22 protein-coding genes and 1 tRNA gene are annotated in these 22,919 nt (G+C 34.4%); 10 read left to right on the top strand and 13 right to left on the bottom strand.

Going from position 1 to position 22,919, the window contains the following annotated elements; genetic code table 11:
- Window positions 1-241: 241 nt before the first annotated feature.
- The 10 genes from G6R40_RS01675 to G6R40_RS01715 all read right to left on the bottom strand — a co-directional run bounded on the left by G6R40_RS01675 (window position 242) and on the right by G6R40_RS01715 (window position 7,805).
- Window positions 242-910, bottom strand: coding sequence for a hypothetical protein (locus tag G6R40_RS01675; RefSeq protein ID WP_165130956.1), 669 nt, complete (start codon window positions 908-910; stop codon window positions 242-244).
- Window positions 911-938: 28 nt separating this feature from the next.
- The gene (locus G6R40_RS01680) at window positions 939-1,130 is read right to left on the bottom strand and encodes a hypothetical protein (RefSeq protein ID WP_165130958.1); all 192 of its coding nucleotides are present in this window, start codon (window positions 1,128-1,130) and stop codon (window positions 939-941) included.
- Window positions 1,131-1,206: 76 nt separating this feature from the next.
- Window positions 1,207-1,458 carry a hypothetical protein gene (locus G6R40_RS01685; protein ID WP_165130960.1) on the bottom strand — a complete coding sequence of 84 codons (252 nt, stop codon included), beginning with the start codon at window positions 1,456-1,458 and terminating at the stop codon, window positions 1,207-1,209.
- Between the two features lie 43 nt (window positions 1,459-1,501).
- On the bottom strand, window positions 1,502-2,710 hold the full coding sequence (locus G6R40_RS01690) for a restriction endonuclease subunit S (RefSeq protein ID WP_165130962.1): 1,209 nt from the start codon (window positions 2,708-2,710) through the stop codon (window positions 1,502-1,504).
- Window positions 2,707-4,305, bottom strand: a complete 1,599-nt coding sequence (locus tag G6R40_RS01695; protein ID WP_165130964.1) for a class I SAM-dependent DNA methyltransferase — start codon at window positions 4,303-4,305, stop codon at window positions 2,707-2,709. Before G6R40_RS01695 ends, G6R40_RS01690 begins: the two co-directional genes overlap by 4 nt.
- Window positions 4,306-4,370: 65 nt before the next feature.
- Entirely contained in the window at window positions 4,371-4,625 is a 255-nt protein-coding gene (locus G6R40_RS01700; protein ID WP_165130966.1) for a hypothetical protein, read from the bottom strand.
- A gap of 82 nt (window positions 4,626-4,707) precedes the next feature.
- On the bottom strand, window positions 4,708-6,189 hold the full coding sequence (locus tag G6R40_RS01705) for a DUF2779 domain-containing protein (protein WP_165130968.1): 1,482 nt from the start codon (window positions 6,187-6,189) through the stop codon (window positions 4,708-4,710).
- Between the two features lie 13 nt (window positions 6,190-6,202).
- Window positions 6,203-6,790: a helix-turn-helix transcriptional regulator gene (locus G6R40_RS15080; protein ID WP_228455969.1), complete on the bottom strand. Its 588-nt coding sequence runs from the start codon at window positions 6,788-6,790 to the stop codon at window positions 6,203-6,205.
- Window positions 6,780-7,124: a hypothetical protein gene (locus G6R40_RS15085; protein ID WP_228455893.1), complete on the bottom strand. Its 345-nt coding sequence runs from the start codon at window positions 7,122-7,124 to the stop codon at window positions 6,780-6,782. Before G6R40_RS15085 ends, G6R40_RS15080 begins: the two co-directional genes overlap by 11 nt.
- A 306-nt stretch (window positions 7,125-7,430) precedes the next feature.
- Entirely contained in the window at window positions 7,431-7,805 is a 375-nt protein-coding gene (locus G6R40_RS01715) for a RidA family protein (protein WP_165130970.1), read from the bottom strand.
- A 145-nt stretch (window positions 7,806-7,950) separates the two neighbouring features.
- Between G6R40_RS01715 and G6R40_RS01720 the strand changes: the two genes are divergently transcribed.
- From G6R40_RS01720 to G6R40_RS01740, 5 genes are all read left to right on the top strand, one after another.
- Window positions 7,951-8,502, top strand: a complete 552-nt coding sequence (locus G6R40_RS01720; protein ID WP_165130972.1) for an NAD(P)H-dependent oxidoreductase — start codon at window positions 7,951-7,953, stop codon at window positions 8,500-8,502.
- 383 nt (window positions 8,503-8,885) lie between these two features.
- Window positions 8,886-9,878 carry a phosphoribosylformylglycinamidine cyclo-ligase gene (gene purM / locus G6R40_RS01725; protein ID WP_165130974.1) on the top strand — a complete coding sequence of 331 codons (993 nt, stop codon included), beginning with the start codon at window positions 8,886-8,888 and terminating at the stop codon, window positions 9,876-9,878.
- A gap of 45 nt (window positions 9,879-9,923) precedes the next feature.
- Window positions 9,924-10,487, top strand: a complete 564-nt coding sequence (gene purN / locus G6R40_RS01730) for a phosphoribosylglycinamide formyltransferase (RefSeq protein WP_165130976.1) — start codon at window positions 9,924-9,926, stop codon at window positions 10,485-10,487.
- 190 nt (window positions 10,488-10,677) lie between these two features.
- A complete protein-coding gene (gene purH, locus G6R40_RS01735) occupies window positions 10,678-12,192 on the top strand; it encodes a bifunctional phosphoribosylaminoimidazolecarboxamide formyltransferase/IMP cyclohydrolase (protein WP_165130978.1) in 1,515 nt (504 codons plus the stop codon).
- A gap of 153 nt (window positions 12,193-12,345) precedes the next feature.
- Window positions 12,346-12,879 (top strand): glutathione peroxidase, encoded by a 534-nt coding sequence (locus tag G6R40_RS01740; RefSeq protein WP_165130980.1) that lies wholly within the window; start codon window positions 12,346-12,348, stop codon window positions 12,877-12,879.
- A gap of 33 nt (window positions 12,880-12,912) precedes the next feature.
- Here the strand turns inward: G6R40_RS01740 and G6R40_RS01745 are convergent, their stop codons facing one another.
- Both G6R40_RS01745 and G6R40_RS01750 read right to left on the bottom strand, forming a co-directional pair.
- Entirely contained in the window at window positions 12,913-13,257 is a 345-nt protein-coding gene (locus G6R40_RS01745) for a DUF4377 domain-containing protein (protein ID WP_165130982.1), read from the bottom strand.
- Window positions 13,258-13,374: 117 nt separating this feature from the next.
- Window positions 13,375-15,042, bottom strand: coding sequence for an APC family permease (locus tag G6R40_RS01750; RefSeq protein WP_165130984.1), 1,668 nt, complete (start codon window positions 15,040-15,042; stop codon window positions 13,375-13,377).
- Window positions 15,043-15,439: 397 nt separating this feature from the next.
- Here G6R40_RS01750 and G6R40_RS01755 point away from each other — a divergent pair, with 397 nt between their 5' ends.
- The 5 genes from G6R40_RS01755 to G6R40_RS01775 all read left to right on the top strand — a co-directional run bounded on the left by G6R40_RS01755 (window position 15,440) and on the right by G6R40_RS01775 (window position 21,729).
- The gene (locus G6R40_RS01755) at window positions 15,440-18,415 is read left to right on the top strand and encodes a tetratricopeptide repeat protein (protein ID WP_165130986.1); all 2,976 of its coding nucleotides are present in this window, start codon (window positions 15,440-15,442) and stop codon (window positions 18,413-18,415) included.
- A 27-nt stretch (window positions 18,416-18,442) separates the two neighbouring features.
- On the top strand, window positions 18,443-19,327 hold the full coding sequence (gene bla / locus G6R40_RS01760) for a class A beta-lactamase, subclass A2 (RefSeq protein WP_165130988.1): 885 nt from the start codon (window positions 18,443-18,445) through the stop codon (window positions 19,325-19,327).
- A 39-nt stretch (window positions 19,328-19,366) separates the two neighbouring features.
- Window positions 19,367-21,139 carry a TonB-dependent receptor gene (locus G6R40_RS01765; RefSeq protein WP_165130990.1) on the top strand — a complete coding sequence of 591 codons (1,773 nt, stop codon included), beginning with the start codon at window positions 19,367-19,369 and terminating at the stop codon, window positions 21,137-21,139.
- Window positions 21,140-21,155: 16 nt separating this feature from the next.
- A tRNA-Arg gene (locus tag G6R40_RS01770) sits at window positions 21,156-21,227 on the top strand.
- A 178-nt stretch (window positions 21,228-21,405) separates the two neighbouring features.
- Window positions 21,406-21,729: a putative quinol monooxygenase gene (locus tag G6R40_RS01775; protein ID WP_165130992.1), complete on the top strand. Its 324-nt coding sequence runs from the start codon at window positions 21,406-21,408 to the stop codon at window positions 21,727-21,729.
- Window positions 21,730-21,940: 211 nt separating this feature from the next.
- Here the strand turns inward: G6R40_RS01775 and lgt are convergent, their stop codons facing one another.
- Window positions 21,941-22,768, bottom strand: coding sequence for a prolipoprotein diacylglyceryl transferase (gene lgt, locus G6R40_RS01780; RefSeq protein WP_165137470.1), 828 nt, complete (start codon window positions 22,766-22,768; stop codon window positions 21,941-21,943).
- Window positions 22,769-22,919 lie beyond the last annotated feature (151 nt).

Raw genomic sequence — 22,919 nt, forward strand, 5'->3', positions numbered from 1 at the left:
CGAAATAATATTTGTGAAAAATTCCAAAATTGATAAATTTTATTTAAGAAATAAGTAGGATAGGGACGCAGACAAATATTGCCCACTGTTAGATTTTAGTTTGATTTTTAATTGGTGTGCTCTCATTTTCTTATACGTATGCATCTAATTTAAAAAATTCTTTAAGTTTATAGAAATATAAAACAAGACGATAACTATTAATAATTTAAAAATGATTAAAAGGTCTTCGGTAATTTAATTCTTATAGGTCACAACTCGACCATGCCCACCAATATTTTTGCTCCAAAATAGAGCTTATGAATATTGGGATTTTTTGATAATAATTTTGCCTTGCAGGAGATAATTTAGTTTGATTTGCATCAGAAAGATGGATACTTACATATCCATTCATATCTTCTTTATATGCAAATCCTTCGTAATATCTTTCAGGCACAAAACTTTTTAATGTTGATAATACTTCTTGAACTAAATAAGCTTGTTCTATAACTTGTAAAATATTACCATAATCTCTCAAAAGTACAATTGGTGACTGTTCTACTATAGAGGCTCTATTCATTCTAAAAGCTCCTAAAAAATGTTCAAACCATTTACTATATGCCTCGATATTTTCGTTACCAAATTTATCATAATACATAACTATTGCAATTTGATATAGATTAATGAAATACTCGTTATAAAGATGATATACTAAATTGGTTACCGGTAATATTAAAATTTGATGTTTTTTGTCTTCACCTTTTTCTATTGTAAATTCGTGCAACAAATATTTAAATGTATCTTTATCGTAATGTTCATCTAAATCTCCATAAGCTTTTTCGATTCGTTTTAAATTACTAATACGCGAAGCTATGGTTTCCTTTTTTTGTAAAATAATATCTTTTAAATAGTCTTTAAACTCTTTTTCTTTCATAAATAATAGTATTCTCTTTGTTAGTTTTTTATTTTACGGTGACTGAGGCTCTCGAAGTCACACCTCTATCATCCCCATCATCAATCTTGGCAACAAAATATCCCGTGCCTCGCGTAAACGTTGGTTTTGGTTTAAAAAGATTTATTCCATGGTGGTAAACAGCCGTAGACTTCAAAGTACCGTTGTAATAACAATCCCTCAACATAACCTGGTAAATCATTATGTTCATCATCCACGGTAACAAACCAATAAATATCCAAAGCTTCAATGTTTTCTTCCTCTATTTTATTCAAGAATTAGTATTCTCTTCGAATACCATCCTGTTTATTATTTAATCTCTTATTCAATAATTGATCTTTGAATTGACCATTTTGTAACATAGAACCAGATTTTCCTATATAAACCAATTCCACTTTACCTCTAGCTAATTTTAGGATATAGTAAACTCCTGGTAGATTAGGAACATCTTTACTTTTATTTCTAAGGTTGTCATTTTTTTCGAAGAAAAAATGCCCGTTTGTTTTGTATTTTTCTAATTCTGCAAACATGTATTCGTATTTTTTATAGTAGTTTAGTTTTTGTTTGTTGTATTTACACCTCTATCATCCCCATCATCAAGCGTGGCAACAGAATATCACGCGCCTCACGTAAACGTTGGTTTTGGTTTTGAAGATTTAAAATGTTTTCAAAGCAAGGTTTAGCTATGTTAAAAAATGATTTTAAAATCTCATCATTGGGAACAACAATTTTAGTTTTATCCAAAATTCGCATTGTCAAAAATTTTGTTGAAGCTCCAGAACTTACTATTTTAAAATGTGGTAAATAAGTTCTTAATACTTGATAAACGTAAACCAATGGCAAATCATTTATTTTACTTGTTACGATATAAGTTCTTTGATAAGCATCAAATTTAGAATCAGCATAGAATAAAGCAAAATCACCAGTAGCATTATTCCCTCCTAATAATACTGCCTCGCCTTCAAAGCAATATGAATTAGTTTTATAAACTTCTTTCGCGCAAGTATAGAAATCAAATTCGCCATTTATATCCAAAGCATTTGAATCTAATTTTCCTGTCTTAAAATTTAAAATATTTTTGAAATACAATCTCTCCCACCCCTCAGGTAATCCAGTTTCCTTATTAATCTTTACGGATTCGTACCCAGGAAAACGCATACGCACAAACCATTCTTCGTAGGTTTGCTGTGCCATTTCTTCCAAAATTTTGATGCGCTTGAGGTTGTTTTCTATCAAATCATCATAAGCGGATAAGATCGAAGCTATTTTCTTTTGGGTTTCGAGTGGGGGAAGATTGATTTTTAAATCTTCCAAAATAGATTTTGTTAAAGCGTTACGTGTTGCTCCTGCTCCTGTAGCTATACTTAACAAAACAGACTGATAATACGGAGAAATAAGTGTATATTTTAAAAATCTAGATTCTATTTTATTTTTATTACATCTTAAAATAGAAACGTGTTGATTTATTCTAGCAGGCAAAATCTCCTTTGGAACAATCGTACATCTAGCAACAGAATCTCCAGTGATATTAATTAAAACGTCATTTTCAAATATTTCTACGTTTGACATTTTCTTAGCAGTTTCATCATTTATATAAACAAGACCACCTGTGTCAAAATACCCATTGTAAATATTTTGACTTCTAATTAACGATGTTCCATTATTAATATAAACACTAGAACCACCTATAGGAGTAACACCACTACCAATTTTTGTAGTAACTTCTTTTAAACTAATCTCTTCCCAATCTTTTTGCGAACTTATAGTACAACCCTCTCTCATAATTTCACCGCTTGTATTTGGTTCATCAATTGGTTAGCTTCTTCGTTTAAGGTCGCTAATTCACTGTTGAGCTCTTGCATACGGCTTTGGTAATCAAAATCCATATCAATATCAATATTCACACCTACATAACGTCCTAGTGTAAGGCTATAATCTTGTTCGGCTACTTCATCTAAAGTCACAATCTTGCACAAGCCTTCGATATCACGATAGGTTCCATCTGGGAAATGCTCGTTGAACCAGGCGTTATCCGCAGCTACTTCGGGCTTTTCGCCTCTGTAAAGCGCCATAATTGCGGTTAAGCCTTCTAATTGCTCTTCCGAGAAATCGTTAATCGTGGTCGTTACCTTTCGGTACACATTTCGTGCATCGATCATTAAGATTTTGTTTTTGTTTGCTTCACGTTTTCCTTTGTCAAAAAACCAAACGTGGCAAGGCAACGAGCGTGTGTAGAAGAAGTTGTTCCCGATAGAAACAATACAATCTACATTGCCGGTTTTTACCAATTCTTCACGAATGCGTTTTTCGGCATTTCCGGCATCAGTCGCCGAAGACGCCATCACAAATCCGGCACGCCCTGTATCATTCAGGTAACTCATAAAGTACTGAATCCACAGGTAATTTCCGTTACCAATGCTTCCTTTTCCTGTTAAAGGCGCACCAAAAGGCAAACGTTTATCTTCTGCCAAAAACTTGTTTTTCGCATCGACTTTGTCCACGTTAAACGGCGGATTGGCCATCACAAAATCACATTTTCCGTACAACTCGTGCGGATCCGAATAGAAGGAATTGTTGTTGGCTATTTTCCCTTCAATGCCGTGAATCGCTAAGTTCATCTTCGCCAATTTGGTAGTACCAGTTTTATATTCGGTACCGTACACCGTAATAGCTTCGTTTACTTTTTTATTAAGATGATCTTTGATGAAATGCGCTGTTTGCACAAACATACCGCCCGATCCACAAGCCGGATCGTGGACAATGCCGTGATTCGGCTGAATGAAATTGACAATCAACTGTACCAAAGACGGTGGCGTAAAGAACTCGCCTCCTTCTTGCGCACCTGCTCCCATCATGGAAAGTTTCATCAAGAAATATTCGTACACACGCCCAAACACGTCGCCTTTGGCATTGCGAACCGAGTCGCTGTTGAAAATACGGATCAGGTTGGCCAACAGGTTGCTGTCGGTATCATCTTCCGGCGTTAAATCGTGGAAATTTTTCGGTAAAATACCAGCTAAATCTTCGTACTCCGCTTCGATGAGCTTCATCGCAGTATTTACTGCTTCGGCCAAATCTTCGGATTCGGGCAAAGCCGCTAAATACGAATATTGCGCTTTTTCGGGCAGATACATCGCACCGATAGCCGCATAATCGTCTTTGGTCGCTTCGCGTCGTTGTTTCGTTCGTGGATTGATCGGAAGTGTTTCTGCTAATTGTGCTTTGGCTTCTATGAATTTATTCTCCGCAAATCGCAATAAAATCAATCCCAACAGAGGGTCTTTGTATTCACCAGCAGTCAGTTTTGAATTCGCACGCAATTCGTCTGCTGCTTCCCATAATTCTATTTCGAGTTGTTTGATATGTTGTTGTGTCATTATTTAATTGATTGTCCGTTTTTAAGCATTATTCTGAATTTTAATGTAAAGCCTACAACGTTTTTTTATTTTCTAAATTTTCCCCACAATTCCACCCATTCGTCAAAAATAACACGAAGGGAATCTGAAGTTTCGATATAATATTCTACCGCATTATTGGGAAACGAACGAAGTTCTAATTCTTCAGTATCAGGGTTTTCCACGGGAATTACAAAATTATCAAACTCGAAAACTAGATTTCCACCTTGCTTAAGAAATTCGGTTTTTATGGCTTTTACTTTTGAAATATCAACGGCAATACCGCCATTATTTAGAATCATGTTTTATTTTTTTTTAAAAGGTCTCTAAAATACAATAAATTTCGATGAAAATGCTTACGGAAAACCGTAAAAATAGATTTTTTTAACCGTTCAGATTTTTCAAAAATTGCCACAAAACAACCATGGCATAAGTATCTAGCTTGCAATATTCCAAAAGATTGTTCTTTAAATTTTCGTTTAAAAATTCTCCGTTTTTAATTGAATCATGAAATAAACTGCTTGCCAAATCGCCATTAGAAACTTCCAAATCTTTGTAAGTAAGCTCGGGAATTAATGCAGGCAAAACCGCTTTTATGGAATAAGATTTTCCCATTTGGGGATCGTAATACCAATTCTTTTGGAAAATCACCATTAAATCTACCATTCTTGAGATAATTTCTTCTAAAAATTCGCGGTCTTCGGGAAACTTTTCTGCTAAACTCGTCAAAACTTTTTTTTCAAAAGTCATATTGTAGGCCACAATACTTCCGTGATTTCCAAAATGAATTTTCATTTGATGAATAAGGCTTTTGAGTGGGTTTTCACTTGAATTGTGAAAGGAATTTGGATCGGCTAAAAACTCAAAATGTTTTAAATTTCCTTGCTCATCTAATTGATGAAGCGAATATTGAAACGGAACCTGCTCGTAAGGTCGTGTTCCGTCCAAAACAGGAATTGCAGGAAAAATGGTTTCGAAATCGAAGAAATACAGCGGAAATTGCCACTTATCAATAAAATTTTGAATGCTAGAAACATCTATATATTTCTCCCCAAACTTGCTTCCCCGAACTTGTAAAGTTTGGAAATTCGTCAACGGATAATCCTCAGGAATATCATCAATAGCCAGAATATTTTGATGATACAAATCCCAAGCTTTTGCACCCGCTCGGTTCAATTCAAAAACCGAATTCTCGGGAACGTGAGACCAACAATGATGCTGATATTCGCATGCAAAAGGATTTCCACAATGTCCACCAATTTTTACATCTGGCTCTTTTTCAGATTGTATAATTTGGAGTAAATAATCAAGATTTTCAGCTACCCAAGCTTGTTTTTCGATAATAATGTCAGTAATATCTTCCAAATGGAAAAGTTCAGTTGTAATTTCCCCATTTTTCACATATTGATTGTTGATATGCATCAAATAAAAACGATCTGGCGTAAAACCAGTTTGAGTCATTACGAAATACTGAAAACCCGCATCTGTAAGGTGATAATCTTTAACGCTTGTGGAATTTTTAACCTCAATGGCATTCCATTTTCCATTTTTGTGCTCCAAAATATCCAGCATCACCAAGGTGTTTTTTGACGAAAAAGTGGCTTCATAAATACTATTTTTGGAATTGATTAAATCTTGAGTGTCTTTTATAGATTTCGAAAAGTTAGAGTAATCTTCTGGCGAAACATCCACACCATTTGGAAAAGCCTTTTGCGCAAGAAAACCAATATGATGGCCTAGATCGAATATTCTTTGCTGAGCTTCATCCACAGGAGGTTTTAAATCTTTTCTATGGTAATCGAAATAGATTTTTTTGGAACATTGTACGCCCGAAACAAATCGGGATTTAGAAATATTTTTCATCATTTGTGTTTTTAGATTAAGAGTAATTTTGAAGCATATTTTCAATTTCAGAACGCATTTTTTCTTTAAAACTCAAGGGTTCCAAGACTTTTACACGTTGTCCGTAAGAGATGATTTCCCTTTCAAAATCGAAAGTAGGGACTAGAAAGACTTCAAAAATTGTTTCGGTTTCATTTTCAGAAATCACTTGTTGAGAGTGGTGAATAGGCAGCGCTTTAATATAATTCGCCTGAACAGGATCAAAAGAAAGTCTTATTTTTTGCGGTTTTTCATCATCAGCATTAATAATCCCAAAAGAGTTTTCAAACATTTTCTGAATGTCACATTTCTCTTTTTGGAAGCTGGTTTTGGTAATTTCAAGTTCAGAGATTCTGTCCAAACCAAAAATCTTGATGAAAAAACTACCATCCGACTTAAAATCTCTCGCTAAAAGGTACCAACGGTGACGAAATTCTTTCAACGCATAAGGTTCTACTGTTCTTTCAAAAGTCTCATCCGTCCAAAATTTCTGATACGTAAATTTCACCACTTTTTTGTTGGTGATGGCGTGAATTAAGCCATGCAAATGATGAAGACCACGGGATTTTCTGGCTTCAAAAAACATCACATTCGTTCTCTCTTTGGTTTCTCGGTAAGCCTCCCACCAATAAGAGATTATCGTAGATATTTTCTTGATAAAGCTCCAACTCTTCGTCTTCAATATAATAAGCGTTGTTTTTTCGGGAATAAGAAATCTCGATACCCGAAACTTCAAGAATAGCAATTTTATCCCTCTGGAAAGTTCTTTCCGTGAATTTTAGTTTGTCACCGATATCTTTATTTTCAAATTTCTCTTCCAGATAATCGTAGATTTCCTGAAAAGAAGCACCTTTTTCCTTTCTCTTACGAAGAAGTTCCTCAATATATTTTAATCGGAGCATTTGTTCATTCTTAGCCATATTAGTTTTTTTGATACAGCAAATGTAAACAAGCAAAACGACAAAACAGGTCGGTTAATTTCTAATGAATTATTTCTTATGCATTCATAAAGCCCGTTCTGCTTAATCGAACAAAGCGTGGGCTCAAATATATTTTTTGTCTATAAATCACTTCTATGTAGTTTTTTATGATTCATTGTTTTTACTTATTTTATGTATGCATATAGAATCTTAAAAAAAATAAAAAATTATTAAGAATTACGAACAAACATAAATGAATATGACCGGAAAAATCCGACCATGTTTGTAACCACTATACATTCATTTTTAAATTCGCGTCGCTGTACATTCGATTTCTATAAGACAACCGCTATTAAGAGGACCAATTGGGATAATACAACGCACCGGTTTGTGATCGCCAAAAAACTCTGAATAAACGGTGTTAACATCTGCCCAATAGGCAATATCCGTAATATATACCACCATACGTATAACCGAAGTTTTATCTTGTCCAAAAGCCTTTAGAACATTTTCTACGTTTTCAAGTGCCAGTTGTGTTTGTGCTTTTATGCCATCAGGAACTTCTTTGGTTTCAGGGTGTTTTGGAAGTTGTCCAGACAAGTATAATACGCCATTGTGTTCTATAGCAGGAGAAAAATGTCCCGCAGGAGTAGGAAGTGTAGCGCTTTCTAAAATTTTCATATCCTTTAAATTTTTATTGAGCCGAAAATAAACTTTCTTTTAATAACAAACAAGATTTAAAATTTGAAAATCTTACGATACATCAATGCGAAACTTCTAAAAGTCCTTTATCTTTGCAACATTAATTTTGAAAATAAATAGATACATGAAAATATTAGCAATCTCTGGAAGTAATGCCAGTAACTCAATGAACAGTATTTTGGTAAAATATGCAGCAAAACAATTTGGTGGAGAAAACGACATTGATTTTGTGGACATGGCCGATTTTGAAATGCCAATTTACCGTCACGAAGTTGAAGTTAACTCTGGAATTCCTGTAGAAGCACAACATTTTGCTGACAAAGTTGATACAGCAGATGTCATTTTGTTATCTCTTCCAGAACACAACGGGACTTATACAACAGCATTTAAAAACGTTTTCGACTGGGTTTCCAGAATTAAAGACAGAACAGTTTGGGCAGAAGTGCCCATGTTGTTGATGGCGACTTCGCCGGGTGCACGTGGTGGTGCAGGCGTGTTGGAGGCAGCGAGCAAAAGATTCCCTTTACATGGCGGTAATATTATCGAAACTTTCTCTGTTCCGTTTTATAATGACAATTTGAGCAAAACAGAAGGATTGATTAATGCTGATAAAATCAATGAATTAAAAGAAAAAATAATGAAAATTGAAAAGTTAGAAAGCATCCTTTCAAAATAGAATTAAAATTTAGTTAGGATATTTATATAAAAAGTTTTAATTTTGTCAAAAAGAACGAAAGTGAATATTCAGACCAATTTCATGAAGCAACATTACGATTCCAACAAAGGGAAAATTGTGAGCTCTGAAATACTGAACTAAAATAACGGCCGACGATCTGAAAGATTGTCGGCTTTTTTATTGTCCTTTTTTGGACAACCGAAAACATGCAAACAATATAAGTTTGAAATAAATCTGAAAGCGTTTGTAAACTATTACAAACAAAAAATGAAAAGTGAAAAGGAAGTACGACATTGTCGGATTTCGATCTGGATCTAAAGGCGTGAAACCTAATCTATTTTACGTCTTTAGGATTCCAAAAAACCTTAAAAAGTAAAGAAATCATGAGCAACACCTACAAGTCTGCAGGCGTAGACAAAGAAGAAGGTTACAAAACCATTGACAAAATTAAATCTGCCGTTGCAGAAACACATAACAAAAATGTCCTTAACAATTTGGGAAGCTTCGGCGCTTTCTACGAAATAGGAAACTATAAAAACCCTGTTTTGGTATCTGGGACAGATGGTGTTGGGACAAAATTAAAAGTAGCTTTGGATACAAAACAATACGATTCTATCGGAGTTGATTGTTTTGCAATGTGTGCCAACGATATTCTATGTCATGGTGCAAAACCTTTGTTTTTCTTAGATTATCTCGCTTGTGGAAAGCTAGATTCTGACATCGCAGCAGAAATCGTTTTAGGCATGGTAAAAGCTTGTAAAGACAACGAATGTGCATTAATTGGTGGCGAAACGGCAGAAATGCCAGGAATGTATCAGCCAGGTGATTACGATGTAGCAGGATTCTGCGTTGGCATTGTTGAAAAAGACGAAATTATCGATGGTACAAAAATTAAAGTTGGTGACAAGATTATTGCATTGCCAAGTTCGGGCTTCCATTCCAACGGCTTTTCATTGGTGAGAAAAGTGTTTCCAAATTTTGAAGAAGAATTTGATGGAAAACCTTTATATGAAACACTATTAGTGCCTACAAAATTGTATTATCAAGATATACAAAAGTTACTGAACGAAATGCCACTCAATGGGATTGCGCATATTACAGGCGGCGGATTATACGAAAATGTTCCAAGGATTATTGCCGATGGACTTTGTGCGACGATTGACGCTTCTAAAATCCAAATTCCAAAGGTAATGTTGGAGTTGGAAAAACGCGGAAATATTACCCGCGAAGAGATGTTCGGGACTTTCAATATGGGAGTAGGGATGATTGTTGTGGTGAATGCCAATCATGCGCATAAGGTATTAGAATTAATTGATGATGCTTATGAGATTGGTGAAATAACTGAATCTAATGAAAAAATTGATTTGAAAATTTGATAATTAAACCAAGATTAAATTACAATATTTTCAAGTTAACTTAATATGAAAAATATAGTTGTTTTAGTTTCCGGTTCAGGCACCAATTTGCAAAGAATTATCGATTGTACAGAGACAGGAGAAATCCGAAATGCTAAAGTCAGCTTGGTAATCGCAGATCGTGAGTGTTATGGTCTTGCCAGGGCTTCAAAACATCATATTGACAATGTTTTAATTCCGAGAGGGAAAGCATTTTCAGATGAGTTGGAAAAGATCATCCCTGCAAACACAGATTTAATTGTATTGGCCGGATTTTTATCAATACTAAAACCTGAGTTCTGCCAAAAATGGGATAATAAAATTATTAATATTCATCCGTCTTTATTGCCAAAATTTGGAGGAAAAGGGATGTGGGGACATCATGTTCACGATGCTGTTATACAAGCTCAAGAAAAAGAGAGTGGTGCGACTGTACATTTTGTGACTTCTCAGATTGATGAAGGTGGAATTATTTTGCAAGGAAAAGTAGATGTTAATTCTGATGATACAGCAGTAAGTTTAGCTCAAAAAATTCATCATATTGAATATGAAATTTTTCCAAAAGCAATTGATAAAGTACTTAATAATTGAATTTTAAATATTAAACCTAAATTTAATTAAATGATTTAGTAACCTGTTTATCAGGTGTTAAAGAACGAGTTAGTTAAATTAAAACTTTAAGTTCATTAAACCTATAAATAAATCAGTAAAAAATAAAATCCGGAGGTGAAAGAACCGGTAAAACTGCAGTTTTGAGATAACTGTAAAAAGTAAAATTGAAATGAAAAAAAGAGCATTAATTAGTGTTTCCGACAAAAGTGGTTTGCAGGATTTTGCAAAATTTTTGGAACAAAAAGACTGGGAATTAATTTCTACAGGAGGAACTTTTAAACATCTTAAAGATGCGGGGCTTAACCCGATCCAAATTGATGAAGTGACCAATTTCCCTGAAATGTTGGATGGTCGTGTTAAAACTTTGCATCCAAAAGTGCATGGCGGTCTTTTAGCGGTTCGTGATAACCAAGAACACATGGATACTGTGAAAGCACACGAAATTGCGCTTATTGACATGGTAATCGTTAATCTTTATCCATTTTTCGAAAACGCTAACAAAGATATTTCATTAGACGAGAAGGTTGAGTTTATCGATATTGGTGGACCTTCTATGTTGCGTTCTGCAGCTAAAAATTTCAAATCTGTAGCAGTTATCACCAATGTGGAAGATTATGACTTGGTAAAACAAGAAATGGAAACCTTGGGTGACACCAGTTTAGAAACAAGAAAAACATTAGCGGGCAAAGTTTTCAACCTTACTGCAGCTTATGACGCTGCTATTGCAAAAATGTTATTGAACGAAGATTATCCGCAATATTTGAATGCTTCCTACAAAAAAGTTGCTGACTTGCGTTATGGTGAAAATCCACATCAATCTGCGGCTTATTACGTATCAACAGTTGAGAATGGCGCCATGAAGGATTTTGAACAGTTAGGTGGTAAGGAATTGTCTTTCAATAATTTGAGAGATATGGATTTGTGTTGGAAAGTGGTTAACGAGTTTAAAGAAGAAATGGCTTGTTGTGCTGTAAAACATTCGACGCCGTGTGGTGTTGCCATTGGAACGTCCGCTTTAGAAACCTATCAAAAAACTTTCGAGTGCGATCCAGTTTCTATCTTTGGTGGAATTGTAGCAATGAACTATACCATCGATGCTGCAACAGCTGAAGAACTTAACAAAACATTTTTAGAAATTGTTATGGCTCCAGATTTCACACAAGAGGCTTTAGAGGTTTTAAGAAAGAAAAAGAATTTAAGAATTATCCAAATAAAAAATTCGGTTTCAGATAAGCAAACTTGGGTGAAAGTAGATGGAGGTATTTTGGTTCAAGATAATGACAATCAGTTTTCTACAGATATAAAAGTTGTTACCGAAATTCAACCAACCGAAGAGCAAAAGAAAGCTTTATTGTTATCTCAACGTGTTGTTAAATATGTGAAATCCAATGCAATTGTGGTGTCGAATGGCATTCAGGCTTTTGGAATTGGTGGTGGTCAAGTTAATAGAATTTGGGCCACACAACAAGCAATAGAAAGAGCAAAAGGAAAATTCTCTGGTGATTTGGTTTTAGCTTCTGATGCATTTTTCCCTTTCCGTGATGTTGTCGATTTTTGTGCACAAGAAGGCATTACAGCGATTATTCAACCAGGAGGAAGCGTGAAAGATCAAGAAAGTATCGACGCGGCTAATGAGCATAAAATTCCAATGATGTTCACAGGAATGAGACATTTCCTACATTAATGAATTGATTAAGTAATAGTTAGTAATCGCGCCCGAAGCTTTGCTTCGGGCGCGACTTTTATAATGTAGAGTACGATAGATAATAAGTCTTAATTGCTCAATTATTTAATTTTTTTTAAAATCAATGTGTTTAAAAGAAGTATATTTATCATTATGAAATATCTATTAATTATGTTATTTGGTTTATTCAGTTGTTCGAAAGGAACGTCACAAGCAAAGTCCATTCACAGCTATAAAGTTGAAGCATTGGATGGTAGCACCATCGATTTTGCGAAATTTGAAGGAAAGAAGATTTTGATAGTTAATACGGCGTCAGAATGTGGTTTTACGCCACAATATGCTCAGCTTGAAGAATTGTATGAAAAGTATAAAGATAAACTGGTTGTAGTAGGTTTTCCCGCGAATAATTTTGGAAGTCAAGAGCCTGGAACCAATCAAGAAATCTCCACATTTTGTCAAAAAAATTATGGTGTGAGTTTTCCTATGGCTGCAAAAATTTCAGTGAAAGGAAATGACATTGCTCCGATTTATAAATTCTTAACCGATAAAGATGAAAACGGCGTAATGAATATTTCAATTCTTTGGAATTTCACCAAAATTCTACTGAATGAAAATGGCGAAGTTATCGACAGTTTTGTGAGTACGACCAAGCCAACAAGCGATAAAATAACTAAGTATTTAGAATGAAAAAAGAACCTCATAATTGAGGCTCTTTTCTTTTTATTGTTCTCGTTTTGTTTTAGAAATTTGTTTTATCAAAGTATATTTGATAGAACTAGCGTCCGCTGGCGGATTGGCGATTTTGGCTGTAGAAACTGTCAATACATAATCGTAGCCAGGTTCATAATTAAAACCATCGATGTTACTATAAAAATAAGACCATTGTTCGGTTGGTTTTTCACGAACCAACATGCATTTTTGAGTTCCAGCGCCATTCGAGCAATCTTTCTGTTCTGCACTTACGAAAAGTGTTTTAATACTTGTATTTTCGGAAGTTTGTACGCTACATTGTGCCAAAACAAATAGGAAAATACCTAGAAAAAAGATTTTAATAGCTGATTTCATACTTTTAGATTTAATGTTTCGAAGTTTTCAATTATTATGCCATCAGATTTTTAATTCAAATAAAAAAGTCGGAACTCTTTTTAAGTATCCGACTCTTAGTGTTTTTTTGAATGCTTTTTAAGCTCTATTAAGTTTGCTATGTTTTCTTCCGTAAGCAAAGTAAATTACAAGGCCTATAGCGAACCATACGCCGAACCAAAACCAGTTGTTATGCGTCATTCCAGTTAATAAATAAAGACAAGAGCTTAGGCCAACCAACGGAATTAATGATAAATTTTTGATGAATGCTAAAACGACTAAACCAAAATTAATCAATAAAAATACAGTCACAGATAATCGGAATTCGCCTTCTACTGGATCGCTCCAATTAAGTAAGTTGTGGAAAAATTCGGGTTGCCAAAAGTAGAAAAATGCTAAGCCTCCTAAGAAAAATAAGGGAAATATAAATTTAGCATTGATATAAGGCATGTGAAAACGACCTTTAATTTTTTCCTTTTTGGGAAGCATCAGAACACCCCCACAAACCAATACAAATGCGAAAATTGTCCCAATACTTGTAAAATCCAAAATGAAAGATTTATCGGTGAATAAAATCGGGATTCCCACCACAATTCCTGTGATAATTGTTGCGAAAGAAGGGACTTTGTTTTTACTGTGTACTTCTTGAAATTTCTTTGGAATAAGACCATCGCGGCTCATGGCCATCCATATTCTCGGCTGTCCCATTTGGAATACCAAAAGTACAGTTGTAATCGCTACAATTGCAATAAGTGCAACGACAAACTCCATCCAAGGAATATTAAGATTTTCTTTTTGAAAGACGAAAGCCAATGGATCACCAACCCCGTCGAATTTTCTGTAATCTACCAAGCCTGTAAGCACCAATGTTAAAACAATATATATCGCCGTACAAATTCCTAACGAAATCATCATTCCGCGGGGCAAATCACGTTGTGGATTTTTAGTTTCTTCGGATAAAACACTTAAAGCATCAAATCCGATGTATGCGAAAAATACGCCACTTACCGCTGTCATAACACCAGAAAAACCGTTGGGCATTAGACTCGGTATTCCTTCATGATTGCTTGGGAACCAGTTACCTGTATTGACATAACCAACGCCAACGGCAATCACCAAAAGAATTACAAATAGCTTTAATATTACAAAAAAGTTATTGAAGTTTTTACTTTCTTTAATTCCTTGATAACAAAGCCAAGTGATAATTCCGTTAATTGCCAAAGCGGGAATATCTACTATAAAACGCAAATTTCCAATGGTTGGTGCAGAGCTCCAAGCGTTAAGAAGTTCTTTATTGGTAGAATTATTTAAAACCGCTTTTTTTGCTTCAGTATAGCTACATGTCAGATAATCAGGTATATGGATGCCGATTCGGCTCATGAAACTGGTGAAATAATCTGACCAAGAAAAGGCGACATAGATGTTACCAAAGCTATATTCCATAATCAAAGCCCAACCAATAACCCAAGCAATTAATTCTCCAAAACTTGCATAAGCATAGGTGTACGCACTTCCTGCAGTTGGAATTCTACTGGCAAATTCGGCATAACAAATTGCGGTGAAGGCACAGGCAAATCCACAAATAAGGTACAAAACAATAACACCTGGACCGCCCCGAAAAATGGCTTCACCCAAGCTGCTAAAACTTCCTGCTCCTATAATTGCGGCAATACCAAAAAATACAATGTCCCAAGTCCCCAAAACGCGATTCAGCTGTCCTTCGTTGAGATCGCTTGAATATTGTTTCCTTCTAAAAAGTGAGTTCATTAAAGATGCTTAATTTTTGAAAATAAAAGCAAATGTAACGATTTTTTGATAGGCTGTTAGATTTGTGTTAATAAACTTAAACTTTGTTAAAGTTTATTTTTTCATAAGATTCGGATATTTCTCTATAATTCTTTTGTTTTTTAATTAAAAAATCTTTATAATATTGTTAAACAGAGAATTTAACTTATAAAATAAAAATATTTGGATGAAGCTTTTATTTCTATCAAATATGGATTTTTGAATTCGCTTTATTAAGAAATTTTTAATTTTTTAAACTTGTTTTTTTAAAAAAAATTAAATTATAAAATCCTTTTGTAAGTTGCTTAGATAATAAGTTTTGCCTATTTTCGTTCCTTTACTATAACTTAAGTTTTAGATATAAAGTTTTTAGACTTAGATGAATTCAAAAAAAATAATCTTAGCATCCTTACTTTCCATTTATGGACTGTCACAAGGACAACAATCAAAATACTTTAACGATAAAGAAGCTTACCGCTACAATCTGGCCGAAAACCTTTATCAATCCAAGATCTACGCAGCTTCGCAATACGAATTTGCTAGACAGTATTTTTACAACCAAACTTTATCGCAGTCCAAAAAAGAGGCGGCTTTATTTTTTAATCAAGTCATTTCTATGATATTGCAACAAAATCATTCGGAGGAAGGTTTTGAAGCATTCATGAAAGAATATCCAAATTCATCATACTTTGCGCAAGCCAATGGACCTTTGGCGGATTATTATTTGGCTAAAAAAGATTTCCCAAAAGCTTTGGAAACTTTGCAAAAGATTAATCAATATCAGCTAAGTCAAGAAGAAAATACGCAATATATTATGAAATTGGGTTATGCCAAATTCATGACGGGCGATTCTTCTGGCGCTATTGAGGCTTTGGAAGAAGCTAGCAAAAATGCAAGTAATGAAAACGATAAAGCTGGGATTTCTTATATGTTGGGACATTTGTATTATGCAGATTATCAGACGGACAAAGCATTTTCCTATTTTGATCAGGTAAAATATAATGAACAATATGCGACCATGGTACGTCCATATTATGTCCAGATGTATTTTAATAATAAAGATTATGATAAAGCGATTTCTGAAGCGCAAGATCTTTTAGCTTCGGGAACATCATCCAATTACGAAACCGAAATTCAGAAAATTATCGGTGAAAGTTATTTTATGAAAGGAGATTACCAATCGGCTTATCCTTATCTTAAAAAATACCTGGATCAAGCAGGAAATCCTACAGAAAGTGATTTGTACGAAATGGGATTTGTGGCAGCGAAAGCTGGCAAAGCGGACGAAGCGGTTTACTATTATAATCAGTTGATTAACAGTAATTCGCCTTTGGCGCAAAATGCTTATTATCAATTAGGGAATGCTTATTTGCAAACCAACAAAAAGCAAGAAGCACTTTCGGCTTATCGTAACGCGGCAGAAATGAATTACGATGCCAAACTTCAACAATTGTCGATGGAGCAATATGCAAAGTTGAGTTACGATATTGGAAATCCATTCGAAACGGCGCCAAAAGTTCTACAACGCTATATCGATAAATATCCAAAATCGCCGAAAGTCTCAGAAATGAAATCCCTTTTGGTGAAATCTTATTTGTATTCTGGTAATTATCAAGAAACTTTAAATGCTTTAAAAAAGATTGATAACAAAACGCCCGAAACTAAAAAAATAGAGCAAGAGGTAGCCTATCTTTTGGGAAGTGAAGAATTTAATAAAGGTAATTACGACGCGGCCGAACAATATTTTAAACAAAGTCTGCAATACAATCTTAACAAAGATTTTTCTAAAAAAGCACAATATTGGTTAGGTCAAACTTACTATCAAAAAGGGGATTACCGTTCGGCGATTATTGCTTATTTAAAACTAGAAAACGAAACTTCTGAAAATTTTCCAGAACGTGAACAATTAGATTATGATTTGGGTTATGCTTATTTTAAAAATAAAAACTTTGAATCGGCGCAAGAGCATTTTAAAGAATATTTGAGATTCCCAAGACCCGAGTTCAAGACAGATGCAGAACTTCGTTTGGCCGATACCTATTATGCAGATAACAAGCTTAACGAGGCTATCGATATTTATAATAAAACCGAAGGTGCCGCAGATTATGTGCTGTTTCAAAAGGCTATGGCTTTAGGTTTTAAAGGCGATACGGTTTCGAAAATTAATGAGCTTAAAAAGTTGATTTCGTCATATTCTAACAGCGAATATAAAGACGATGCACAATACGAAATCGGGACGGCCTACGCTGCCAACGATGATTACAGCAATTCTAATAATTATTTTGATCAAGTTATCAAAACAAGTTCGGATAAAGACTTAGTTGCTAATTCACAAATCTATCGTGCACAGAATTTTATTGATCAAAACCAAATTGATAAAGCTTTATCGGAACTAAAACAACTCGGAACTCAATACAAAAACTCGGCTTATGCTGATAAAATAGTTGCGGCTTCTCGACCTGCTTTTGTTAAAAAAGGCGATATTTGGGGTTATGAAAGCTTTGCAAAAAGTTTGGGCGTTAACATTTCGAGCTCCGAAAAAGACCAGCTTAATCTTTCTTTAGCACAAGAAAGTTATGCAAAAAAAGATTTTACTAAAGCGATTGTTTATTACGAAAAATATTTAGCAAACGATCCTTCGGGTTCTAGTTTTTACCAAGCGCAATATGAGTTAGGCGAAAGTTATTATCAAACCAAAAATCTTAGTAAAGCCTTATTAATTCTACAAAATGTTGCAGATTTCCAAAATGATTATCAGCAAGATGCACAGGTGAGATTGGCGCAGATTTATATCAATCAGGGCAAATCGGCGGAGGCGCAAGCTTATTTGGAAGCTGTTGCTACTTCGGCGGATGTTAATATCAAAAACTTTGCTTCTTTAGAATTGATGAAGATTTTTGCTGATAAAAAAGATTTTTCGAAAGCGGAACAATATGCAGATGCTGTGTTGAAGAATACCAAAAACTCGGTAGCAGTTATCGAACAAGCTAAAATTGTGAAGGCGAGAAGTGCAATGCAAAATGGCAAAGATAAAGAAGCACAAGCGGCTTTTTCGGGTTTAGAAAAATCATCAAATCCGGAAGTGGCAGCAGAAGCCTTATATGCAAAAGCTTTTTACCAAAATAAAGGAAAAGCCTTTAAGTCGAGTAACGAAACGATTTTTAAACTCGCTAATAATTACGCATCAGAAGAATATTGGGGCGCAAAAGCCTTGGTAATTATGGCCAAAAATTATGTGGGTCTCAAAGATAATTATCAAGCCTCATATACTTGTGACCAGATTATTTCCAATTATGCTGATTTCCCCGATGTTGTGGCGGAAGCGAAAGAGGTAAAAGCGAAAATTAAGAAATAGCGATTGTAAAACTTTAATTAGAAAAAAATGAACAAATTAAAATACATCGTTTTTGCCGTTGCTGTTTGTGGTTTTGGAATTAAATCTTTTGCGCAACAAGATCTTAAAACATCAATACAGACTATTCTTAAAGATAAAAAGGCCAACGTTGGTGTGGCTGTTTGGCATTTGGAAAAGCAAGATACTTTGAGTGTAAATGGACATCGCCATCTGCCAATGCAAAGTGTTTTCAAACTTCCAATTGGTTTGGCAGTTTTGGATTTGGTGGATAAAGGAAAATTTAAAATAGATCAAAAAATTAAATTTACCAAAGCAGAAATGATGCCTGTAACGCACAGTCCAATGCGTGATGCATATCCTGAAGGTGGCGCGTTGACCGTCCGCGAAATGTTGAAATATGTCGTAGCAAACAGCGATAACAATACATGTGATATTTTGCTGGATAGAATAGGAGGTCCAGAAGTTGTACAGAAATATATGGACAAAATTGGGATTAAAGATTTCCAAATTGTTTCAAACGAAAGAATTATGCACGAAACACCAAGCTTCCAATATCAAAACTATTGGAATGCCAATTCTGCAAACGATTTGTTAAATAAACTTTATACAAAACCTATTTTAAAAGAAGCTTCCAAAAAAGAAATAATCAAAATTTTGGAAGAAACCAATACGGGGCTTAATCGTCTAAAAGCCGAATTGCCAGTCGGGACCATCGTTGCACATAAGACCGGAAGTTCGGCCACAGAAAACGGGAAAACTGCCGCAACCAACGATATTGGCGTTATCACTTTACCCAATAAAGAGCATATGATTGTGAGTGTTTTTGTGAGCGATTCTTACGAAAACGATGCGACCAACGAAAAAATTATAGCAGATATTGCAAAAGCAAGTTTCGATTATTATTCGAAATAAATAAAGATTAAATAAGATTTTTCAATCTAATTATAGATAATGAACAAATTAAAATACATAGCAGTTATTGCATTTTTGAGTGGTTTTGGCACTCAATATTCTTACGCGCAACTCAAAGAAGAAAAATTGGTGTTGGATAGAAAGCGCGAGCCAGAAGTCAAACGTATCGAAAAAAAGAAAACTTCTGTGCAGCAAGAAAAAAATTATCCACCCGAATCCAAAGCTAACGAAGTTGTAAAATACGATATTACCGACGTTCCGCCAGTTTCGGATTTCAAAACCTCCGAAATACAAGCGGAAGATATTTCACCAAAATTTGATTTTGAAAAGCAAAATAATTATTTCCAAATCGGTTATGGCAACTACGCTAAATTTTTAGCAGATGCTAATATTTCGGGAAAAGTTAATGATAATGTGGAAGTGGGTGCCGATATCCATTATCTTTCTACGAATGGTCTGAAAAAAGAATATGACTGGTCATCGAAACAAACGCAACTGAGTGCAGGAATATTCCTGAATGCTTATACAGAGCAAGGTAAATTCAATATCGATGCTAATTTTGCATCGGATAAATACAACTATTACGGTATATATGCATTTAATCCAGATTCAAATATCGATTTGGAACAGCGTGTTAATCGTTTTAAAATTAATGGATTCTATGACCATTATTCGAATGAGTATCTTAACAATGTTCGTGTGAAATCGTCAATTCTCAGCGATTATTTTGATTCTAAAGAAACACATGCCGAGGTTTTAGCTAATTTTTCTAAACACGATTTGGATATCTATACCGATATTAAAATGAACGCTGATTTGGGCGCTGGTCTAGAAACGGTCAATACGAAATTCGGAATTTTAGATAAAAATCAAAGCGATTTATTTAATTTTAATTTAGGTCCAAAATTGACATTTTATAAAGGCAATTCTTATTTGAGCATTGGTTCGGACTTTTCATTTTTTAATCAAAAACATCAAAGTTTAATTTTAGAACAAGAAAAAAACAGCAAATTTTATTGGTTTCCAAAAGCCGAATTACAGATTGCTGCGACAGAGGATTTCAAATTTTATGGCGGGGTAGAAGGTGGACTAAAATTGAATTCTTACAACCAACTTTTGGACGAAAATCCTTATATGATTTCGGATCTTTATCTAAAACCAACGGAAACTAAATACCGTTTTTATATAGGAATAAAAGGTGATGTTGACCAGACTCTGAAATATGATATCCACGCAGGATTTAGTAAACAGAATGATATTTTGTTTTTCCAAAACAATTCTGTGATTGACGCGACAGTGACCAACAATCGTAAAGCTTATGACTTTGCCAATACTTTCGGTGCAATCTATGACAACGGAACAGTTAGCGAGGTTAAAGCAAGTGTGCAGGTTTTTCCGTTAGAAAATTTAGCGATAGATGGTGAATTGCATTTTGCAAAATACAAGTTGGATCATCTTAACGAAGTTTATTACAAACCTTTGGTGCAATCCAGTTTTGGTGCGAAATATTCGATGTTGGCTAAGAAGTTGAATCTCGGTTTCAAAGGGATTTTTGTAACAGACAGAACGGCAAATAGTTTTGAAATTTCCGAAAATACAACCAATATGCCAGCGTCTTACGACATCAAAGAAAATGATAATCAGAAAGTTGGCGGATATGTTGATCTTAACTTGTCTGCAGAGTACAAAATCCATAAAAATTTCAGTATTTTTGTGCTCGGAAATAATCTTCTCAACACAAAATATCAGACGTTCTATGGCTACAAAGTTTTGGGCGCTCAAGTTTTGGGAGGTGTTAAAATTTCCTTCTAATTGCACAACAATTAAAGGCTGCATAGTTTAATGGATAGAACTTCGGATTTCGGCTCCGACGGTGAGGGTTCGAATCCTTCTGCGGTCACAAAAAGCCCTGTTTATTGGGCTTTTTTTTATTTCTTTTTTCTAAATATTTTAAGAATTAGTATTGAAATTATCTGTAAAATACTTGTAAAATTCAAGATGTTTATTTCAAAATACCAATCTGTACAAGCCATGAAAATTGTCTGTACATTTGATTAGTAAAATAAAAACTTGAAAACATGGAAACTAATAACAGATTATTTATAAAATCAGTTCTTATGCTCTCTGCTTTATTTTTTTTAAGTTGTAGCTCAAGCGATAAGAACGAAATCGAGCATTCGAAAAATATTGTTGTTTTGGTGAAATATAAAACGCAGCCATCAAAAGAAAAAGAAACGCTTTCTGCTTTATCGGATCTCATAGAAAGTGTAAAGAAAGAACCCCATTTTGTGAAGATTAAACTTCATATAGATTCAAAAGATAAAAGCAATATTTTGCTTTACGAAGAGTGGAATGATGCAGCGTATTACAATTCCAAACATTTGCAAACCAGTCATCTGTAAAAGTTTATTCTAGATTCTAGAAACTTTCTTGCGCGGCCGCCAGAAATTTCATTTTGGAAAGTAGAAAAAGAATTTTAATACATTATTTAATTTTTAATGTTGAGCGTTTCACCTTATTTCGTGTAACTAATTTTTCAACAACTATATAAAAAAGACTAAGCCGAAAAGCCTAGTCTTTTTTTAGATTTATCAAAATAATACTTCGACAAATTTATTTCTCAAGTTTCCAATTTTTAGAATAAATCATGATGACAAATCCAGCTAGCATAAAAGGAATACTTAATATTTGTCCCGTGTTAAGTCCTGCAAACTGGATAAACTCGTCGCCTTGTGGTTCTTTTAAAAATTCAACAAAGAATCTTATCGCCCAAAGTATGATGAAGAATAATCCAAATAGCCAACCTTGCTGGTATTTTTTGTCTGTTTTTCTGTACAAAAACCATAACAAGACAAATAGTAAAACATAACCAATTGCTTCAAATAATTGCGTTGGATAACGCGGAATTGTTACGCCATATTCTGAGCTTTGTTGTGGGAACAAAATAGCGAATGGCGAAGTGGGATCAACTGGTTTTCCGATAATTTCGGAGTTGAAAAAGTTCCCCATTCTCACAAAAGCACCACCCAAAGCAACAACAATGCCTAGACGGTCATATACCCAAAACGGATTCTTTTTAATGATTTTGAAGCTGTAATACAAAGTCGTGAAAATCAAAGCAATGGTTGCGCCATGACTTGCAAGTCCCGAAAATCCTGTGAAATGTAGTCCGCCTTTTGTAGAAATTGGTAAGAAAACACTTAGAAAATCTTCTTTAAAAAGTTCTGGCTGATAGAAAATAACATGTCCTAATCTTGCACCAAGAATTGTCCCTACAAGTGTCCACGTGAATAATGGGTCCAAAAACTTCTCGTCAACATTATCGATTTTGAAGATTTTTTTCATTAAAATATATCCAAATCCAAATGCAAACACAAACATCAAACTATAATAATGTAAGGTAAATGGTCCTAGATGGATACCTGTGTTGGGATCCCAAATGTTGTATGTTGAATTTAATTTTACATAATCTGTAGGTTTTATCGTGTCCTCAGCATTGTTGGCGTGATAGAAATATTTTATCGTTTGTACATCTGTAATGGTTGTCGGATCTGCCAATAATTTCAAATCCTTATCTAAAAACTGATAATTT

The sequence above is a fragment of the Chryseobacterium sp. POL2 genome (genome assembly GCF_011058315.1).
GTDB lineage: Bacteria > Bacteroidota > Bacteroidia > Flavobacteriales > Weeksellaceae > Soonwooa.

Coding starts and splice junctions, on each gene's coding strand:
- G6R40_RS01675 (WP_165130956.1), bottom strand. CDS start 910: ATGAAAGAAAAAGAGTTTAAAGACTATTTAAAAGATATTATTTTACAA.
- G6R40_RS01680 (WP_165130958.1), bottom strand. CDS start 1,130: ATGATTTACCAGGTTATGTTGAGGGATTGTTATTACAACGGTACTTTG.
- G6R40_RS01685 (WP_165130960.1), bottom strand. CDS start 1,458: ATGTTTGCAGAATTAGAAAAATACAAAACAAACGGGCATTTTTTCTTC.
- G6R40_RS01690 (WP_165130962.1), bottom strand. CDS start 2,710: ATGAGAGAGGGTTGTACTATAAGTTCGCAAAAAGATTGGGAAGAGATT.
- G6R40_RS01695 (WP_165130964.1), bottom strand. CDS start 4,305: ATGACACAACAACATATCAAACAACTCGAAATAGAATTATGGGAAGCA.
- G6R40_RS01700 (WP_165130966.1), bottom strand. CDS start 4,625: ATGATTCTAAATAATGGCGGTATTGCCGTTGATATTTCAAAAGTAAAA.
- G6R40_RS01705 (WP_165130968.1), bottom strand. CDS start 6,189: ATGATGAAAAATATTTCTAAATCCCGATTTGTTTCGGGCGTACAATGT.
- G6R40_RS15080 (WP_228455969.1), bottom strand. CDS start 6,790: ATGTTTTTTGAAGCCAGAAAATCCCGTGGTCTTCATCATTTGCATGGC.
- G6R40_RS15085 (WP_228455893.1), bottom strand. CDS start 7,124: ATGGCTAAGAATGAACAAATGCTCCGATTAAAATATATTGAGGAACTT.
- G6R40_RS01715 (WP_165130970.1), bottom strand. CDS start 7,805: ATGAAAATTTTAGAAAGCGCTACACTTCCTACTCCTGCGGGACATTTT.
- G6R40_RS01720 (WP_165130972.1), top strand. CDS start 7,951: ATGAAAATATTAGCAATCTCTGGAAGTAATGCCAGTAACTCAATGAAC.
- purM (WP_165130974.1), top strand. CDS start 8,886: ATGAGCAACACCTACAAGTCTGCAGGCGTAGACAAAGAAGAAGGTTAC.
- purN (WP_165130976.1), top strand. CDS start 9,924: ATGAAAAATATAGTTGTTTTAGTTTCCGGTTCAGGCACCAATTTGCAA.
- purH (WP_165130978.1), top strand. CDS start 10,678: ATGAAAAAAAGAGCATTAATTAGTGTTTCCGACAAAAGTGGTTTGCAG.
- G6R40_RS01740 (WP_165130980.1), top strand. CDS start 12,346: ATGAAATATCTATTAATTATGTTATTTGGTTTATTCAGTTGTTCGAAA.
- G6R40_RS01745 (WP_165130982.1), bottom strand. CDS start 13,257: ATGAAATCAGCTATTAAAATCTTTTTTCTAGGTATTTTCCTATTTGTT.
- G6R40_RS01750 (WP_165130984.1), bottom strand. CDS start 15,042: ATGAACTCACTTTTTAGAAGGAAACAATATTCAAGCGATCTCAACGAA.
- G6R40_RS01755 (WP_165130986.1), top strand. CDS start 15,440: ATGAATTCAAAAAAAATAATCTTAGCATCCTTACTTTCCATTTATGGA.
- bla (WP_165130988.1), top strand. CDS start 18,443: ATGAACAAATTAAAATACATCGTTTTTGCCGTTGCTGTTTGTGGTTTT.
- G6R40_RS01765 (WP_165130990.1), top strand. CDS start 19,367: ATGAACAAATTAAAATACATAGCAGTTATTGCATTTTTGAGTGGTTTT.
- G6R40_RS01775 (WP_165130992.1), top strand. CDS start 21,406: ATGGAAACTAATAACAGATTATTTATAAAATCAGTTCTTATGCTCTCT.